14 protein-coding genes are annotated in these 15,819 nt (G+C 70.7%); 1 reads left to right on the top strand and 13 read right to left on the bottom strand.

What is annotated here, in order from left to right:
* The first annotated feature begins 204 nt into the window (after positions 1-204).
* Positions 205-2,436 (top strand): alpha-L-fucosidase, encoded by a 2,232-nt coding sequence (locus tag ACFY6U_RS05710; protein WP_390035269.1) that lies wholly within the window; start codon positions 205-207, stop codon positions 2,434-2,436.
* Positions 2,437-2,532: 96 nt separating this feature from the next.
* Here ACFY6U_RS05710 and ACFY6U_RS05705 read toward each other — a convergent pair whose 3' ends face one another.
* The 13 genes from ACFY6U_RS05705 to ACFY6U_RS05645 form a co-directional block, all read right to left on the bottom strand.
* A complete protein-coding gene (locus ACFY6U_RS05705) occupies positions 2,533-3,252 on the bottom strand; it encodes a FadR/GntR family transcriptional regulator (RefSeq protein ID WP_390035268.1) in 720 nt (239 codons plus the stop codon).
* Positions 3,243-4,253: an aldo/keto reductase gene (locus ACFY6U_RS05700; RefSeq protein WP_390035267.1), complete on the bottom strand. Its 1,011-nt coding sequence runs from the start codon at positions 4,251-4,253 to the stop codon at positions 3,243-3,245. The genes ACFY6U_RS05705 and ACFY6U_RS05700 overlap by 10 nt, the downstream gene beginning before the upstream one ends.
* A 22-nt stretch (positions 4,254-4,275) precedes the next feature.
* Positions 4,276-5,313: a PfkB family carbohydrate kinase gene (locus tag ACFY6U_RS05695; RefSeq protein WP_390035266.1), complete on the bottom strand. Its 1,038-nt coding sequence runs from the start codon at positions 5,311-5,313 to the stop codon at positions 4,276-4,278.
* Positions 5,310-5,939, bottom strand: a complete 630-nt coding sequence (locus ACFY6U_RS05690; RefSeq protein ID WP_390035265.1) for a bifunctional 4-hydroxy-2-oxoglutarate aldolase/2-dehydro-3-deoxy-phosphogluconate aldolase — start codon at positions 5,937-5,939, stop codon at positions 5,310-5,312. The genes ACFY6U_RS05695 and ACFY6U_RS05690 overlap by 4 nt, the downstream gene beginning before the upstream one ends.
* The gene (locus ACFY6U_RS05685; protein ID WP_390035264.1) at positions 5,936-6,697 is read right to left on the bottom strand and encodes an SDR family oxidoreductase; all 762 of its coding nucleotides are present in this window, start codon (positions 6,695-6,697) and stop codon (positions 5,936-5,938) included. Before ACFY6U_RS05685 ends, ACFY6U_RS05690 begins: the two co-directional genes overlap by 4 nt.
* The gene (locus tag ACFY6U_RS05680) at positions 6,694-7,737 is read right to left on the bottom strand and encodes a zinc-binding dehydrogenase (protein WP_390035263.1); all 1,044 of its coding nucleotides are present in this window, start codon (positions 7,735-7,737) and stop codon (positions 6,694-6,696) included. The genes ACFY6U_RS05685 and ACFY6U_RS05680 overlap by 4 nt, the downstream gene beginning before the upstream one ends.
* Positions 7,734-8,171 carry an RbsD/FucU family protein gene (locus ACFY6U_RS05675; RefSeq protein ID WP_390035262.1) on the bottom strand — a complete coding sequence of 146 codons (438 nt, stop codon included), beginning with the start codon at positions 8,169-8,171 and terminating at the stop codon, positions 7,734-7,736. Before ACFY6U_RS05675 ends, ACFY6U_RS05680 begins: the two co-directional genes overlap by 4 nt.
* Positions 8,172-8,183: 12 nt before the next feature.
* Positions 8,184-9,071 (bottom strand): amidohydrolase family protein, encoded by an 888-nt coding sequence (locus ACFY6U_RS05670; protein ID WP_390035261.1) that lies wholly within the window; start codon positions 9,069-9,071, stop codon positions 8,184-8,186.
* On the bottom strand, positions 9,064-10,389 hold the full coding sequence (locus ACFY6U_RS05665) for an L-fuconate dehydratase (RefSeq protein WP_390035260.1): 1,326 nt from the start codon (positions 10,387-10,389) through the stop codon (positions 9,064-9,066). The genes ACFY6U_RS05670 and ACFY6U_RS05665 overlap by 8 nt, the downstream gene beginning before the upstream one ends.
* A gap of 92 nt (positions 10,390-10,481) precedes the next feature.
* Positions 10,482-11,522 carry an ABC transporter permease gene (locus ACFY6U_RS05660; RefSeq protein WP_390035259.1) on the bottom strand — a complete coding sequence of 347 codons (1,041 nt, stop codon included), beginning with the start codon at positions 11,520-11,522 and terminating at the stop codon, positions 10,482-10,484.
* On the bottom strand, positions 11,515-13,080 hold the full coding sequence (locus ACFY6U_RS05655; protein ID WP_390035258.1) for a sugar ABC transporter ATP-binding protein: 1,566 nt from the start codon (positions 13,078-13,080) through the stop codon (positions 11,515-11,517). The genes ACFY6U_RS05660 and ACFY6U_RS05655 overlap by 8 nt, the downstream gene beginning before the upstream one ends.
* A 47-nt stretch (positions 13,081-13,127) precedes the next feature.
* The gene (locus ACFY6U_RS05650; RefSeq protein ID WP_390035257.1) at positions 13,128-14,192 is read right to left on the bottom strand and encodes a sugar ABC transporter substrate-binding protein; all 1,065 of its coding nucleotides are present in this window, start codon (positions 14,190-14,192) and stop codon (positions 13,128-13,130) included.
* A 625-nt stretch (positions 14,193-14,817) separates the two neighbouring features.
* Positions 14,818-15,819, bottom strand: a complete 1,002-nt coding sequence (locus ACFY6U_RS05645; RefSeq protein WP_390035256.1) for a helix-turn-helix domain-containing protein — start codon at positions 15,817-15,819, stop codon at positions 14,818-14,820.

Here is a 15,819-nt window from a genome sequence, read left to right as displayed (position 1 = left end):
GTATGTTTGCCGTTGGATAAATGGCAGCAGGTAGCTTATATCGGTACAAAATACCAAGTGAAAGCCTGTTTTCATCCCTGCACACCCGTTGACATGGCGAGGACACATGACGGACCTTCTTCCGTAACGGCCGGCGCAACGGGTGGTGGCCGTCGCGCCGGTCCCACCTCTCCCGTCTGCCTTCGTCCGTCACAGGGATGGCCCATGCCCAGTTCGATCAACAGACGTCAGTTCCTGGCCGGTGCCACCTGCGTGGCCGCCGCAGCCGTCGCGGGGGGAGTGTTCGGCGCCGGCACCGCGCAGGCCGCCCCCAGCACCTACACGCCCGCATGGAGTTCGGTGAACCAGCACCCGCCCGCCCCGGAGTGGTTCCAGGACGCCAAGTTCGGCATCTACTTCCACTGGGGCGTCTTCAGCGTTCCCGCGTACGACAGCGAGTGGTACCCCCGCAACATGTACATCGCCGGGAGCAACGCCAACACGCACCACATCGCGACCTACGGCGACCCCTCGGTGTGGCCCTACCACAGCTTCATCAACGGAGCGAACGACAAGTCGGGCCACTTCACCCAGTTCGCACCCAAACTCAAGTCCGCCGGCGGGAACTTCGACCCCGACGAGTGGGCCCAGCTGTTCGTCGACGCCGGGGCGAAGTTCGCGGGACCCGTCGCGGAGCACCACGACGGATTCTCCATGTGGGACTCGCAGGTCAACGAGTGGAACTCGGTCGCCAAGGGCCCCAAGCTCGACCTGCTGAAGCTGTTCACCACGGCGATCCGGGCCAAGAACCTGAAGCTGCTGGTGGCGATGCACCACGCGTACAACTTCAACGGGTACTACGACCACGTGCCCGCCCAGACCGACCCCAGCCTGAAGAAGCTCTACGGACAGCTGGGCTCCACCGCCGAGAACCAGCTCTGGTACGACAAGCTCAAGGAAGTCATCGACCGCGCCCAACCGGACATCCTCTGGGAGGACTTCGACCTGAACAAGGTCGATGAGACCCAGCGACTGAACTTCCTGTCGTACTACTACAACCAGGCCAACTCCTGGGGCAAAGAGGTCGTCGCCACCTACAAGGACGGCTTCAACGGCCACGGCGAGGTCTTCGACTACGAGCGCGGCGGCCCGGCCGACCTGACCGCGCCCTACTGGCTCACCGACGACAGCATCTCCAGCTCCAGCTGGTGCTACACGCAGGGCATCGGCTACTACAGCACCCAGCAGATGCTGCATTCCCTGATCGACCGGGTCAGCAAGAACGGCAACATGCTGCTGAACATCGCGCCGATGGCCGACGGCACGATCCCCCAGGGTCAGAAGGACGTGCTGCTCGGCATCGGCGACTACCTGAAGCGCTTCGGGGAGTCGATGTACGAGACCCGTGCCTGGACGCAGTACGGCGAGGGCCCCACCCGCATGGGCGGCGGCGCGTTCACCGCCCCGCTCGTCGGCACCGCGCAGGACATCCGCTTCACCCGCAGCAAGGGCAACACGGTGCTGTACGCCACCGTGCTCGGCTGGCCAGGCAGTTCACTGAAGATCAAGACGCTCGGCTCGGACCGCATCAACCTCTCCTCGCTCACGTCGGTGAAGCTGCTCGACTCGACCGCCGGCACCTACATCAACCTCGCCGCGCCGACGCAGGACTCCTCCGGGCTGACCGTGACCCTGCCCTCCTCGGCGCCGTACACCGCGGGCGCCTACGTCCTCAAGCTCAGCTTCTCCGGCCAGATCCCCCCGCTGCGGCCGGCGGTCGGTGCCGTGGTCTACCAGGACGTCAACTACTCCGCGAACTACGCGGTGCTCGATCCCGGCACCTACACGGCCGAGCAGTTGCAGCTGGCCGGGCTCGACGCCCAGAGCATCTCCTCCCTGAGGCCGGCGGCCGGGAACCAGATCGTCGCCTACAGCGGTGACAACTTCACCGGCACCTCCTGGACCTTCACCGCCGACAACCCCGACCTCAGGGTCACCGGCCAGAACGACCAGATCACGTCCCTGAAGGTGCAGTTCAATCCGGCCGCCTACTTCCGCATCACCAACGTCACCGACGGTCTGGCCCTGGACAGCGGGGGAAACGTCGCGTCGGGATCCAACCTCAAGCAGTACACCTGGGACGGCAGCCGCAACCTCCAGTGGCAGCTCGTGGAGGTCGGCGGCGGCTACTACAAGCTGGTCAACCGCACCAACGGCATGGTCGCCGACGGCTGGGGCGCCACGTCCAACGGCTCCCCGGCCCAGCAAGCGGCGTGGAACGGCAGCAACAACCAGCAGTGGACGGTCACCCACCGCGGCGAGGGCATGTGCACCATCGCCAACCGGGCCACCGGCCTCGTCCTGGACGGCGGCGGGAACGTGGCCTCCGGCTCCGTCACCAAGCAGTGGGGCTACGGCAGCAGCACCAATCTGCTGTGGACTTTCACCGCCCAGTGACACGGGCGTGAAGGCGGCGAACAGAGGGACTGCCCGGACGGAGAACCGTCCGGGCAGTCCCTCTCCCACCGTTGCGGCGGCGTGGACGCCGCGGCCTCATTCGAGGGATCCCGTCACCGGCAAGGCCTCCGTGGACTTCAGGTGCTCCCGCAGCCACTGCTCGGTGTTGTTGACGTGCACCAGGGCCGCGGCATGGCACAGCACGGCGTCACGGGCGGCCAGTGCAGCGTAGATCGCCTCGTGTTCCGCCAGCGTACGGACCGCCACCCGGGTGTCCACCAGACCACGCCAGATCCGGGCCCGCAGGGTGCGGCCCGAGATGCCCTCCAGCAGGGTGATCAGCGTTTCGTTGCCGGTGACGTCCACGATGGCGCGATGGAACGCCACATCGTGCGCGTTGAGACGCTCGACGTCGTCGCGCGCCTCGCGCATGGCGTCCAGATGCCGCTTCACCTCGCCCAGCGCGTCGTCCGACAGCCGGGCGACGGCCAGGGCGGTGGCGGCGGGCTCGAGCAGCCGCCGCACCTCCATGAGGTCCAGTACTGCACCGGGATCGCCCTGGAGCAGTTCCACCGCGCCACCGAGGCCCTCGAGCAGCAGGCTCGGCTGCAGGCTGGTGACATACGTGCCGTCGCCCCGTCTGATCTCCAGCACGCGCGCCACGGACAGCGCCTTCACCGCCTCGCGTGCGAGGTTGCGGGAGAGCCCGAGCTGGGCGGCCAGCTCGGGCTCGGGGGGAAGCTTCGCGCCCGGAGGCAGAACCCCGGAGGCGATGAGTTGGCGGATCTGGGTGATCGCCTTGTCGGTCAGGGACACGGCTGACTCCGCTCGTCGGGCGCGAAGGGGGTCTCGGCGCGGAGGAGCCCTTGGTCGCGCAGGTCGTGCCAGAGCTCCTTGGGGGTGAACTGTTGGTGCAGCCGCGCGTTGCGTCGCACCTGTCCGGGGTCGCGCATGCCGAGCGTGACGTTGATGACGCTGGGATGAGTGAGGGGGAAGGCGATGGCGGCGGCGGGCAGGGTGGTGCCGTGGGCCTGGCAGACGTCGGCGATGGCACGGGCGCGGTCGACGAGTGCGGGCGGGGCGGCCCGGTAGTCGTACTTCATGCCTTCGGCGGGCCGGTCCTTGGCGAGCAGGCCGGAGTTGAAGGCGCCCACGGCGACGACGGCCTTGCCGTGTTCCTGTGCGGCGGGCAGGACGTCGTCCAGGGCCGACTGGTCGAGGAGGGTGTAGCGGCCGGCGAGCATCACCACGTCGGCGGCGGTCTCGCGCAGGAAGCGGGCGAGCAGGGCGGACTGGTTCATGCCGGCGCCGATGGCTCCGATGACGCCTTGGTCGCGCAGTTCGGCGAGGGTGGGCATGGCCTGGTCGGCGGCTTGTCGCCAGTGGTCGTCGGGGTCGTGGAGGTAGACGATGTCGAGGCGGTCCAGGCCGGTGCGCTCCAGCGTCTCCTCGATGGAGCGAAGCACGCCGTCGGGGCTGAAGTCCCAGTGGCGGCGCAGGTCGTCGCGGACGACGAAACCTTCGGTGTCGACGCCCGTCGGGTGGTCGTTGGGGACGAGGAGGCGGCCGACCTTGGAGGAGATGACGTACTGCTCGCGTGGCCGGTCGCGCAGGGCGGCGCCCAGGCGGTGCTCGGAGAGGCCGAGGCCGTAGTGGGGAGCGGTGTCGTAATAGCGGATGCCCGCGTCCCAGGCGGTGTCGACGGCGGCCGCCGCGTCCTCGGCGCTGGTGGTGCGGTAGAGGTTGCCGATGACGGAGGCGCCGAAGCCGAGCTCGGTGACCCGGACGGCGGTGGTGGGGATCGTACGGCGGTGCAAGAGTGCTCCCGGGAGGGGTGGTTCAGCGTCGGACGTGTGCCGTGGCGCCCGCGAGGAGCGCCTCGACCTCGGCGAGGGTGGCCATGGAGACGTCACCGGGCGTGGTCATGGTGAGGGCGCCGTGCGCGGTGCCGTAGGCGAGGGCGCGCTCCAGGCCCGCACCGGTGAGCAGGCCGTAGACGAGTCCCGCGGCGAAGCCGTCGCCGGAGCCGATGCGGTCCAGGACGTGCAGACCGGGCAAGCGGGGGCCGCTGACCAGACCGGTCTCGGGTGACCAGGCGAGCGAGGACCAGTCGTTGACCCCGGCCGAGGGCACTGCGCGCAGAGTCGTCGCCAGCACTCTCGCCTGCGGCAGCAGGGATGCGACCGAGGCGAGCGCCTCGGGCACCTCGTCGTCGGTCAACCGCACGGAGCCCGGATGCGGGCCCGCGAGTCCCAGGGCACCCACGACGACATCCGCATGCCGGGCCAGGCGCAGGTCGGTCTCGCGGGCGCGTTCGGCGCCACCCCGGCCGTCCCAGAGGCTGGGCCGGTAATTGGGGTCGTAGGAGACCGTGACACCGTGGCGGCGGGCGGCCGCCATGGCCTCGTCGGCGACGTCGGCGGTGGTGTCGGACAGCCCGGCGAAGATGCCGCCGGTGTGGAACCAGCGCACTCCGGCCGAGAACACCGCGTCCCAGTCGACGTCCCCCTTGCGCAGCTGGGAGACGGCCGTGTTCGCGCGGTCGCTCACGCCCAGCGCGCCGCGGATGCCGAAGCCCCGCTCGACGAAGTTCAGGCCGTTGCGGGCCGTGCGCCCCGTGCCGTCCGCGGCGACCCAGCGGATGTGCGACGTGTCGACGCCGCCCTGGAGGATCAGGTCTTCCACGAGCCGGCCGACCGCGTTGTCGGCGAGGGCGGTGACGACGGCGGTGCGCAGGCCGAAGCAGCGGCGCAGTCCGCGTACGACGTTGTACTCGCCGCCTCCCTCCCACACCTGGAAGGTGCGGGCGGTGCGGATTCTGCCCTCGCCGGGGTCGAAGCGCAGCATGACCTCGCCCAGGGCGATCACGTCGGTCACGGTGCCGTCCTCTCCACCGCCTCGGCGGTCAGCCGGCGGATCTCGTCGTACTGCCCGCGCTCGAGGTGGCCAGAAGTGGCGATCCAGCTGCCGCCCACGGCGAGGACCGACGGATGGGCGAGATAGGCGGGCAGCCGGCCGGGGCCGATGCCGCCGGTCGGGACGAAGCGCGCCTGCGGGAACGGCGCCGCGAGTGCGCGGAGCAGGCCGGTGCCGCCGAGCGGTTCGGCGGGGAACAGCTTGACCGTGTCGAGGCCCGCCTTCAACGCGCGCATCAACTCGCTCGCCGTCGCCACGCCCGGCACGACCGGCACCCCCAACCTGCGTGCCCTGTCGACGACTTCGTCGTCGTATCCGGGCGAGACGAGGAAGCGGGCCCCGGCCGCCACGGCCCGTTCCGCCTGCTCCGCGGTGAGCACGGTCCCGGCACCGACGGTCAGAGCGCCGTGCGCCGCCATCGCCTTCACGACCCGCTCGGCGTCCGGCGTGCGGAAGGTGACCTCCGCACAGCGGGCGCCGCCCGCCGCGAGTGCGTCGGCCAGGGGGCCGGCACTCGCGACGGACGCCACGGTGAGCACGGGCAGGAGCCGCGACCCCGCCAGTACGGAGGCCAGGTCGGTCGTCATCGTCCGAGCCATCCGCCGTCGACGGGCAGGGTGGTGCCGTGGACGTAGTCGGAGGCGGGGGAGGCGAGGAAGACTGCGGCGCCGGCGAGGTCGTCGGCGGTGCCCCAGCGTCCGGCGGGGATGCGCTCCAGGATGGCCCTGCTGCGGGCCGGATCGTCCTGGAGGGCTTGGGTGTTGTCGGTGGCGATGTAGCCGGGGGCGATGGCGTTGACGTTGACGCCGTGCGGCGCCCACTCGTTGGCCAGCGCCTTGGTCAGTCCGGCGATGCCGTGCTTGGCGGCGGTGTAGCCGGGGACGGTGATGCCGCCCTGGTAGCTGAGCAGGGAGGCGGTGAAGACGACCTTGCCGTGTCCCCGGGCCACCATGGTGGCGCCCACGGCCCGGGTGAGCGCGAACTGCGCGGTGAGGTTGACCTGCAGCACCAACTCCCAGTCCGCGTCGCTGTGCTGGGCGGCCGGCATGCGGCGGATGGTGCCCGCGTTGTTGATGAGGATGTCCACCGGGCGTTCGCGTCCGGCGAGGTTCTCGCCCAGGGCGCGTACGGCGGCGGGGTCGGCGAAGTCGGTGCGGATCGCCTCGAACGAGCGCCCGGCGGCCAGCACCTCCTTCTCCACCTGGCTGCCGGACTCCTCCAGGTGGGCACTGACACCGATGATGTCGGCGCCGGCCTGAGCGAGGGCGCGGGCCATCGCCTGACCGATGCCACGGCGGGCGCCGGTGACGACGGCGAGCTTCCCGGTGAGGTCGAAGACGCTCATACGGCGGCTCCCTGGGCGTCGTCGGTGCAGTCCACGAGGATCTTCATCACGTCTCCGCCGCTCTCCAGCGCCTCGAAGGCGGCCGGCGCCTCGGTCAGCGGCACGATCTTGGTGATCAGGTGCTGGGCGGGGATGGTGCCGTCGGCGACCAGGGCGACGGCCCGCTCGAAGTCCCCGCGGTCGTACAACCGGGCCCCGACGAGGGTGAGTTCGCGCCAGAAGAAGCGGTGCAGGTTGATCTCGCGGGGTCGTGGGTGGATGGCGACCAGGCACAGCCGGCCGCGCACGCCGAGGACGTCGACGGCGGTGTCGACACCGGCCGCCGCGCCGGAGACCTCGAAGGCGACGTCCGCTCCCGCCTCGCCCGTCCATTGCTGGACGAGTGCGGTGATGTCGGCGGTGGCCGGGTTCCAGGTGCTCAGGCCCAACTCCTCGGCGAGCAACCTGCGGTGGGCGTTGAGTTCGACCACGCGCACCTCGGCGCCGGCGGCACGGGCGACCAGGGCGATGAGGATGCCGACGGGTCCGCCGCCGACCACGACGACCTTCTCGCCGTTCTTCACTGCTGCCCGCCCCACGTCGTGCACCGCGACCGCGGTCGGTTCGACGAGCGCGGCCTGGTCCAGGGGCAGGGTGTCGGGCAGCCGTATGAGGGTGGAGGCGGGCACCGTCCAGCGCTGCTGCATGGCGCCGGGGGAGTCGATGCCGATGAAGTCCAGGTGCTGGCAGACGTGTTGATGCCTGGCGCGGCAGGCGGGGCAGGTGCCGTCCCAGCGCAGGGGCATCACGGTCACCGCGTCCCCGGGCCGCCAGCCCTCGACGCCGGGTCCGACGCGGACGATCCTGCCTGCCATCTCGTGTCCCAGTACGGCGGGCGTGGCGACCCGGGCATCCATGTCGCCGTGGAAGATGTGCAGGTCGGTGCCGCAGATGCCGACGTAGGCGGGGGCGAGTTCCACTTCGCCGGGGCCGGGCTCGGAGGCGGTGGCCGGCGTGGTGTCCAGGGTGCGGGCCGAGGTGTATCGGACGGCGAGGGTCATCGTGGGGTCAGGGTCCCTTCCGCGCGGACACCGATGGTCAGCAGCAGGTTGGCGTAGGTACGGGTGTCGCCGGTGACGACGGCGAGGGCCAGGTCGGGGGAGCGGGCGGCGTCGTAGAACGCGAAGCGGCCGAGGGTGTCGACGGGAACCGGCGCCAGTCGGGAGCGGTACTCGGCGATGGCCGCCGGCTCCGGCTCGCCCTCGGGCGGCACCATCACCTGCGCCGACTCCACAGGCAGGGCGCGCAGCAGCACGTCCAGGACGGTGGTGACGTCGAGGGTGCCGGGGGCCAGGTTGAGGTGGACGGTTCTGGCTCGTTCGCCGACGGCGGTGCTGGCGGGGTAGTGGCCGTCGGCGAGCAGGACACGGGCACCGTGCCCGGCTCCGGCCAGTGCTTCGAGGATGCCGGGGTGCAGCAGTTCGGTCAGCAGCACGCAGTCCTCTCCTTACTTCTGGTTCTCGTGGTCGGACAGGCGGTAGAAGGCGGTCGCCGTCTCGCAGAGCACCGCGTGCCTCTCGTGCGGCGAGCAGTCGTCCAGCAGGCGCTCGACGGTGGCCGCCCAGCGGGACCAGCCTCCGGCGAGCACGCAGACGGGCCAGTCGGAGCCGAACATCAGCCGCTCGGGACCGAAGGCGGTCAGCAGGACCTCCCAGACGGGGCGGATGTCGTCGATCGTCCAGGTGCGGTGGTCCGCCTCAGTGATCAGTCCGGAGACCTTGCACCGCACCTGCGGGTGGCCCGCCAGCACGCGCACCTTGCGCACCCAGTCGGAGAACCCGGGCTGTCCGATGGGCGGTTTGCCCGCGTGGTCCAGCACGAGCGGGAGGTCCGGGAACCGCTGGGCGAGGCGGGCCGCCTGGTCGAACTGGTGGCTGCGGATGAGCACGTCGTAGCCGAGGCCCCGGTGCTGTACGGCGCGCAGGCCCCGCTCGACGGTCGGCTGTTGCAGCCACTCCGGGTCCAACTCGCCCTGCACCAGGTGGCGCAGGGCCCGCAGATACCCGCCCCCGGGCCCGGAGCGCAGTTCGTCGAGTACGTCGCCGACCGCGGGGGAGGTCAGGTCCGCCCAGCCGACCACCGCGCCGACCAGCGGGTCCTGGGCGGCGAGGTCGAGCAGCTCCGCCGTCTCCGCCACGGAGGTGACGCACTGCACGACCACCGTGCTCGTCAGCCGGCGTCCCGCCAGGGGCCGGTCGGCGGCCCGTCGCAGGTCCTCGATGCCGTGGCTGCGGCGGATCGGCTCGTGGCCCGGTTCGTCGAGCCAGGCCTGGGGCCGGCGGTCCAGGTCCCACACGTGGTGGTGGGCGTCGACCAGGGGCAGCGGTTCAGACACGGGCGGACCAGACCGGGCCGTCGGGGTAGCTGTACTCCTTGAGGGAGGCGGGGTGCATCTGTGCGCTCAGTCCGGGCAGCGTCGGCGCGAGGTAGTGGCCGCCGACGATGCGGACCGGGTCGACGAAGTGCTCGTGCAGGTGGTCGACGTACTCGATGACCCGGTCCTCGGTGGTGCCGGAGACGGCGACGTAGTCGAACATCGACAGGTGCTGCACCATCTCGCACAGGCCGACGCCGCCGGCGTGCGGGCAGACGGGCACGCCGAACTTCGCGGCCAGCAGCAGGATGGCGATGTTCTCGTTGACGCCGCCGACGCGTGCGGAGTCGATCTGGACGATGTCGACCGCGCCGGCCTGCAGCAACTGCTTGAACACGACACGGTTGGCGATGTGTTCGCCGGTGGCGACCTTGATGGGGCTCAGCGCCCTGCGGACGGCGGCGTGGCCGAGGATGTCGTCGGGGGAGGTTGGCTCCTCGATCCAGTACGGGTCGTAGGGGGCCAGAGCCCGCATCCAGTCGATGGCGGGCTGGACGTCCCATCGCTGGTTGGCGTCGACGGCGATGCGGATGTCCGGGCCGACGGTCTCGCGGGCGGTGCGCAGGCGCCGTATGTCGTCCTGCAGGTCGGCGCCCACCTTCAGCTTGATCTGGGTGAAGCCGTCCGCGACGGCCTCGCGGGCGAGGCGGGCCAGCTTCTCGTCGGAGTAGCCGAGCCAGCCGGGGGTGGTGGTGTAGGCGGGGTAGCCCTGGTCGAGGAGGCGGCCGATGCGCTGCTCACGGCCGGGTTCGGCCCGCCGCAGGATCTCCAGCGCCTCCTCGGGCGTGAGGGCGTCGGACAGCCAGCGGAAGTCCACCTGGGCGACGAGCTCCTCCGGTGACATCTCGCCCAGCAGACGCCACACGGGCTTGCCCGCCCGCTTGGCGGCCAGGTCCCAGGCGGCGTTGACGACCGCGCCGGTCGCCATGTGGATGGCGCCCTTCTCCGGCCCCAGCCAGCGCAGTTGGGGGTCGTGGACCAGGGAGCGGGAGAAGGCGCCGAGGTCGGAGCAGACCTGCTCCACGGAGAGGCCCACCACGTGCGGGGCGAGGGTGGCGATGGCGGCGGCCTGGGCGTCGTTGCCGCGTCCGGTGGTGAAGGCCAGGGCGTGGCCCTCCAGTCCGTCGCCCGCGTCGGTGCGCAGGACCACGTAGGCGGCGGAGTAGTCGGGCTCGGGGTTCATGGCGTCCGAGCCGTCGAGGTGTTCGGAGGTCGGGAACCGCACGTCCAGGACGTCCAGGGCGGTGATGCGGGCTGACGGGGGCACGGGGGAGGACATGGCGGCAACTCCTGTGAGGGGCAGGGGAGACGGTTTCCCCTGCGACGAGACGTGAACGCGACGGAGGCGGGGCGGCCGGTGGGCCGCCCGGGTCACTCCTGGACCTTGCCGCCGGTGATACGGGAGATGGCGAGGGCGACCAGGATGATCAGGCCGTTGAGGGCGCCGATCCACTGGGCGGGGACACCGGCCAGCGTCAGCACGTTCTGGATCATGAAGAGCAGCAGGATGCCGCAGAACGCGCCGAACATGGTGCCCCTGCCGCCGTTGAGGCTGATGCCCCCGATGACGGCGGCGGCGAAGACGGTGAAGATGTAGCCGTTGCCCTGCGCGGAGGCGACCGAGGCCAGGCGTCCGGAGAGCATCAGCCCGGCGAGGGCGGCGAGCACGCTGCCGGTGACGATGACGATCCACAGCACCCGGTCGGTGCGGATGCCGGCCGCCTTCGCCGCGTCGACGTTGCCGCCGATGGCGTACAGGGAGCGGCCGAAGCTGGTCCAGCCGAGTACCACGATCGCGACGGCGAACAGGGCCAGGCAGATCCAGATCGAGGCGGGCATGCCGAACCATTCGGCGGTGCCGGTGTAGAGCATCGACTGCGGCAGCTGGAAGAAGGTCTGACCGCCGGAGATGCCGGTGAGGATGCCGCGCAGCACGATCAGCATGCCGAGCGTGACGATGAAGCCGTTGAGGCCGAAGCGGATGATGAGCAGAGAGTTGATCACACCCACGAGCGCGCCCACGGCGAGGGTGATGGGGACCGCCCAGGCGCCCGGGAGCAGACCGAGTCCGTGTCCGGCCCCGGCCGGGACGACCAGCCAGGCCGCGACGCCCGGCGCCAGGCCCATCGTGGACTCCAGGGAGAGGTCCATCTTCTTGACGATCAGGATCATCGTCTGGGCGAGGACCAGCAGGGCCATCTCGGACATGGTCTGCAGGACGTTGATGAGGTTGTCGGCCTGCAGGAAGACCGGGTTGACGATCTGGCCCACGATCGCGATGACGACGATCGCGGGAACGAGCGCCAGATCGCGCAGCCGGGCCAGGGGGATCCGGCCGCCGAGCAGCGCGGTGCGCTTCTGCCCGGGGTCGACGGACTGGGCGGCGGCGTCCGCGAGGACGGTTTCAGGCATCGAGGTCCACTCCTTCCATCGCGGCCACGAGGTCGTGGTCGTGCCAGCCGCGGGGTATCTCGGTCGTGACCCGGCCCTGGAACATCACCAGGATCCGGTCGCACATGCGCAGGTCGTCCAGCTCGTCGGAGGCGATGAGCACGCCGGTGCCGGACTCGGCGGTCTCCTCGACCTTGCCGAGGAGGAACTCCTTGGAGCGCACGTCCACGCCGGCGGTCGGGTTGATCAGGACCAGCAGCCGGGGGTCGTCGGCCAGGGCGCGCGCCATGACGACCTTCTGCTGGTTGCCGCCGGACAGGGCGGAGACGGGCAGCTCCGGTCCGGGGGTCTTGATGGCCAGGTTCTCGATCATGCCCTCGGCCAGCCGGTCGCGCCGTCCGCGGCTGAGGAAGCCGTTCTTGCCGAGCCGCCTGGGCACGGACAGGGTCGCGTTGTCGGCGATCGACATGTCCGGCACGAAGCCCTGGTGGTGCCGGTCCTGCGGCACGAACCCGGCGCCGGCCGCGAGCGCGGCGGGCACACTGCCCGGCCGGGGCCGGCGCCCGGCGATCTCCAGCTCCCCGGTCGCCGCGGCCCGCAGTCCTACGACGGTCTCGGCCACCTCCGTACGCCCGCTGGCGGCGGCGCCCGCCAAGCCGACGATCTCCCCGGCTCCCACCCGGAAAGTGACGTCGGTGTAGGTGTCGTCGCTGCCCAGGCCCTGCACGGTCAGCGCGGGCACGGTGCTCTCGTCCAGGCTGCCGGTGCGCTCCTGGCGCCGGTCCGACGCGGCCTCACCGGTCATGGCGGCGACCAGCTCGGTGCGGGGCAGTTCCGCGACCGGCGCGGTCACGATGTGCGCCGCGTCGCGGAACACCGTCACCACGTCGCAGATCTCGTAGACCTCCTGTAGGTGATGACTGATGAACAGGAAGGTCACGCCCTGGCGTTGCAGGTCGCGGATGCGGTCGAAGAGCCGGTTGATCGCCGCCGCGTCGAGCTGCGCGGTGGGCTCGTCGAGGATGATGAACCGGGCCCCGAAGGACAGTGCCCGGGCGATCTCGACGAACTGCCGCTGCTCGACGCTGAGGTCGCCGGCCGGTGACTGCGGGTCGACGTCCACCGACCAGGCCGACAGCAGCTCCTGGGCCCGGCGGCGTACGCCGGTCCAGCTGATGAGCCGGTGGGGGCCGTGGTGGTGCCGGTTCAGGAAGAGGTTCTCGGCGACGGTCAGCGTGGGGATGATCGTCGACTTCTGGTAGACGCAGGCGACGCGCCGGCGCCAGGCGTCGCGGTCACTGAGCCGCGGTGCGGGGTCGCCGCCGAAGGTGACCGTCCCCTCGTCGGGGGCGTGCAGGCCCGTCAGGACGGACACGAGGGTCGACTTGCCGGCTCCGTTGCGGCCGACGAGTGCGTGGGTCTCGCCGGGCCGGATGGTGATCCGGGCGCCGTTCAGGGCCACCGTCGGGCCGAATCGTTTGACTATGCCCGTCGCCTCGACGACGGGCGGGGCCGCGGGGGCCCGCCCGTCGTCCGCCGGGGCGGGCGCGGGGGTGACAGTACGCTCCCCGTCACTCATCTCAACCGCCTTGTTCTGGATAGCCGTTGGGTCCCTGACCGGGCAGGTCAGCCGAGGTGGTTGCCCCACAGCGACGTGTCGTCGCTCTTGACGCTGGGAACGCCGCCGTAGGTCCCGCCGTCGGCGGTGACCAGGGGAGCGGAGAGCTGGTCCTCCAGCAGACCGTCACGGACCTGGATGATCGTGCTGTCGTGGTCCGTCTTGCCCGGCTTGAACGTCTTCCCGTCGATCGCGGCCTTGAGGTAGTACAGGGCGTACTTGGCGTACAGGTCGGCGGGCTGGGAGACGGTGGCGTCGATCTTGCCCGCGGCGATGTCCTTGAGCTCCTCGGGGATGCCGTCGTTGGACACGATGAAGACGTGCTTCTTGTCCTTCGGATCCACCAGCAGGCCCTTCTGCTTGAGCACCTGCAGCGTGCCGGACAGGCCGAAGCTGGACTCCATGTAGACGCCCTTGATGTCCGGGTTGGCGGTGAGGTCCGTCTGCAGTTTCTGCGCGGCGACCGCGCCGTCCCAGTTCGTGGCCTCGCCGAACACCTTGATGCCGGGGTAGTTCTTCTTCATGCAGTCGTTGAATGCCTCGGTGCGGTCACGGCCGTTGATCGAGTCGAGGCCGCCCTCCAGCATGACGACCTTGCCCTTGCCGCCGAGCTTCGTGCCGAGGAGCTGGCAGGCCTTCTCGCCGTAGGCGCGGTTGTCGGCCCGCACCACCATGAACACCTTGCCGGTGTCGGGGCGGGTGTCGACGGTGACGACGGGGATCTTCTTCGCCTCCAGCTGGGCCAGGGTCGGCGCGATGGCGGCGGTGTCCTGCGGCGCCATCGCGATGCCCTTGACGCCCTGGCTGATGAACGTCTGCGCGTTGGCGGTGAGCTTGGCGACGTCGTTCTGGGAGTTCGTGGTCTTCAGGGACAGGCCGAGCTGCTTCGCGAAGTCGGGCGTGTACTTGATGTAGGAGTTCCAGAAGTCGGTGTCGGACCGTGGATAGTCGACGCCCACGAGCGGCTTGTCGCTCGACGAGGCGGAGGTGCCGGAGCCGCTGCTGCACGCGCTGAGCAGCGTCAGCGCACAGACGACGGACGCGGTGGAGCCGAGTGCGGTTCTGAGTCTCATGGGTACTTCCTCGCGCTGGTCCCGTAGGCGGAGTTGTTACGCCGATGCGACGGTTGGGTGTCGCAACTGGAGAGATGGGATGTTTATAGGGTGGTCGCGAGGGGGTTGTCTAGAGGTCGGAAGAAGACCCTGGAGAATTCCGTCAGAACGCGCGACTGGAGGCCTGTGTCATGGGATGTCGATGGCAGATCCATCCCATCAATGTTGTGAACCTGTGATGGGATGTCTCTTGCGCCCGGATCGCTCGATGGCCGCGCCGGTGCGTGGCTGCGACCCCGTCAGAGGGAGTCCATGGGCCCGGGACTCGGCCGGCACATGTGAGGGCCTTCGATCACGACGGTGAACCGCTGCCATGCGGACCGCTCCCGCTCGTGCCCGCACGGCCGGGGCCGTGAGCGGACTCGGCCAACGAGAGTGCACGACGCGCGGCTCATGGTTCAAGCGCCCCGCCGACCGGCCGAGTCCGCGACGAGGGCGGAACGCTCCGGCGAATGCCAGGGGTCCCGGGCCCGCGGCCCGGCCGCCGCCGTGACCGGTCCGTACGGGCTCGGCCGCGCCCGGGCCGGCCCCGCACCGGACGGCAACCCACCAGGACTGACGAGCAGTTCGCCTGGAGCGGCGGGATTCAGAGCCAGCCGCGGCGAGCGGCCTGCCAGGCGAGCTGCATCCGCGTGTCGGCGCCGGCGAGCGTCATCATGTGCTGGATGTGGCGCTGCACGGTGCGCCTGCTCAGCCCCATCTGACTCGCGATGGCCTTGTCGGCGACACCCGCCACGAGCAGCGAGAGCAGCCGGCGGTCGGTCTCGGTCAGCGGGTCGGCATCGACGACCCCGTCGCTGCCCTCCACTCCGCCGGACGCGCTGACGTTCAGCGGGACCGCGGTCTCCCAGTAGCGCTCGAAGAGCGAGATGAGCGCCTCCAGCAGGCTGCTGCCCCGCACCAGCGCGGCCGTCGCCACATGGGGACTGCCCTGGGGCCCACCGGGGACCAGCGGGCAGATGGCGATGGCGCGGTCGGCCACGGCCAGGCGCAGCGGCAGGTGCGGGACCGACCGGGCCACCTCACCGGCGCGCACACCTTCCACGACGTTGTCGACGGCGCCCTCGTCGTCGAAGAAGGCCTGCTCGTACAACACGCGGTAGCGCACCCCGCGGGCGAGGGCGTCGTACTCGGCGCGGTTGCTGCCCGAGGGCATCGCCACATACTGCGCCTTGCAGAACCAGAGCATCTCGTGGCGCGCGTTGTCCTGCATCTGCCGCAGGTGCTGGCGCAGCGCCTCCGCTCCGGTGATGACCTCGATCAGCTGGCCGGGGTCGTGCCTGCGGCGCGTACTGCGGTAGCTGTCGAGGAGGTCGGTGACGGCGGTACGGGCCTTGTCGAGCGCGTCGGCGTTGCGCTGCAACCGCGGCAGCAGCGCCACGTCGGGCGGTACGGCGGCGTAGTGCAGCGGATCGCGGTCGGTGGGGCTGGCGAGGCCCTTGCCGCGCAGGGCCGCGAGGACGGCCTCGGCGGAGTCGAGCGGGAGCCCGGTCCGGTCGGCGACCTCCTGGGCCGACGCGGTGGCGGTCCCGACCAGGAGCCGGTAGACCGTCTCCTCGGTCGCCGTGAGACCTGCCGCCTCCAGCAT

The sequence above is a fragment of the Streptomyces sp. NPDC013157 genome (genome assembly GCF_042899865.1).
Taxonomy (GTDB): Bacteria; Actinomycetota; Actinomycetes; order Streptomycetales; family Streptomycetaceae; genus Streptomyces.
This window is presented reverse-complemented; position numbering and strand designations above follow the sequence as displayed.

Bases quoted from the DNA above. Each gene is read 5' to 3' on its own strand.
- ACFY6U_RS05710 (WP_390035269.1), top strand. From the start codon at position 205: ATGCCCAGTTCGATCAACAGACGTCAGTTCCTGGCCGGTGCCACCTGC.
- ACFY6U_RS05690 (WP_390035265.1), bottom strand. From the start codon at position 5,939: ATGACGACCGACCTGGCCTCCGTACTGGCGGGGTCGCGGCTCCTGCCC.
- ACFY6U_RS05685 (WP_390035264.1), bottom strand. From the start codon at position 6,697: ATGAGCGTCTTCGACCTCACCGGGAAGCTCGCCGTCGTCACCGGCGCC.
- ACFY6U_RS05680 (WP_390035263.1), bottom strand. From the start codon at position 7,737: ATGACCCTCGCCGTCCGATACACCTCGGCCCGCACCCTGGACACCACG.
- ACFY6U_RS05665 (WP_390035260.1), bottom strand. From the start codon at position 10,389: ATGTCCTCCCCCGTGCCCCCGTCAGCCCGCATCACCGCCCTGGACGTC.
- ACFY6U_RS05660 (WP_390035259.1), bottom strand. From the start codon at position 11,522: ATGCCTGAAACCGTCCTCGCGGACGCCGCCGCCCAGTCCGTCGACCCC.
- ACFY6U_RS05655 (WP_390035258.1), bottom strand. From the start codon at position 13,080: ATGAGTGACGGGGAGCGTACTGTCACCCCCGCGCCCGCCCCGGCGGAC.
- ACFY6U_RS05650 (WP_390035257.1), bottom strand. From the start codon at position 14,192: ATGAGACTCAGAACCGCACTCGGCTCCACCGCGTCCGTCGTCTGTGCG.
- ACFY6U_RS05645 (WP_390035256.1), bottom strand. From the start codon at position 15,819: ATGCTGGAGGCGGCAGGTCTCACGGCGACCGAGGAGACGGTCTACCGG.